A 1,246-nucleotide genomic window follows, 5' to 3' on the forward strand; every position below is an offset into this window, starting at 1 on the left:
TAGCTTTGAGCCGGCGGCTGATTACAACGGTGCAGTTCCAGTCATTACTTATCTGCTAACCGATACCGAGGGTGTCGAAGACAGCTCGACCTTAACACTCACGGTAACACCAGTTGATGATCCAACCCCTGATAGCAATACGGTTGCCGAAGATAATCCAGCCATCGGCAACGTATTGGACAATGACGATGACGTCGCAGAGCCACGAAGTGTAGTCAGCTTTGAGGTAAACGGTAACAGTCACGGTGCTGGAGACATTATAGATATTGGAGTCGGCAGTATCACTATCAGCAGTACAGGGGATTATCGCTTTGATCCGCTTCCGAATTGGAACGGTAGCGTACCAACCATTACTTACGTGCTGAGTTCGGGGGCATCTAGTACCTTAGATATCACAGTGACGCCAGTGAACGATCCAGTGAACATTTGGACCACCGGAACCTATGTCTCAGAAGAAGGACTCGTAAATGGCCTTCCGGATGATGAAGGCGTCATTGACCAAACCAACAGTGTGACTGACTCCGGTGAAATTGTTCTGACCAATGTGGACGGTGATGCGCTTACGGTGCAACTGGGTGGTCCTGATGTGAGCCTTACCTCAGGTGGCAATGCGGTTAACTGGCAATGGGATGCGTCGAGCCAAACCTTGATTGGTTATACCGGTAGCGACTCAAACAATAATCAAGTGATGACCATCAAGCTCAATGCGCCAGCGAACACAACAGGTGGAACCTGGACGTACGATGTCACCTTACTGCAGCCATTAGACCATGAACAAACCAACGTTGAAGACGTTGAATCGCCGAACTTTAGTGTTACGGTGACTGACAGCGAAGGTAATGTCGACACGGGTAGCTTCTTTGTGGTGATAGAAGATGACAGTGCGGCCGACTATACCGCGACCGCGGTGGATGTGCTTGAGGTGAATGCGCTGCCGGGTGAGCCGATTGGTTTAGCCGCCAGTGAATTCACCATAGAGTGGGGCGCTGATGGCGAAGGCAGCCTGATTTTGCAACCGACGCAAGAAACCGGCCTAAAAACGGTGGACGGTCAAAACATCTCACAATATCTCGATGGCAACACCATCATAGGGAAAGCGGAAGATGGCACCGAAATCTTTAAATTTGTGCTCAATCAAAGCGAAGGACGTTGGGAATTCACTCAATACCATCACATCCAAACGCCAACGGATGGTGATTTAGACTTCCACTTCACCATCGTAGATGGTGATGGCGACTTGAGCCAA

At 49.9% G+C, this 1,246-nt stretch carries 1 protein-coding gene; it reads left to right on the plus strand.

The window, feature by feature from the left end; translation table 11 throughout:
• The coding region (locus AC1EU0_RS19155) for an Ig-like domain-containing protein (RefSeq protein ID WP_480304373.1) at positions 1-1,246 on the plus strand (1,246 nt) is incomplete at both ends.

It is taken from the genome of Parashewanella sp. 2210YD4-3 (assembly GCF_056591735.1).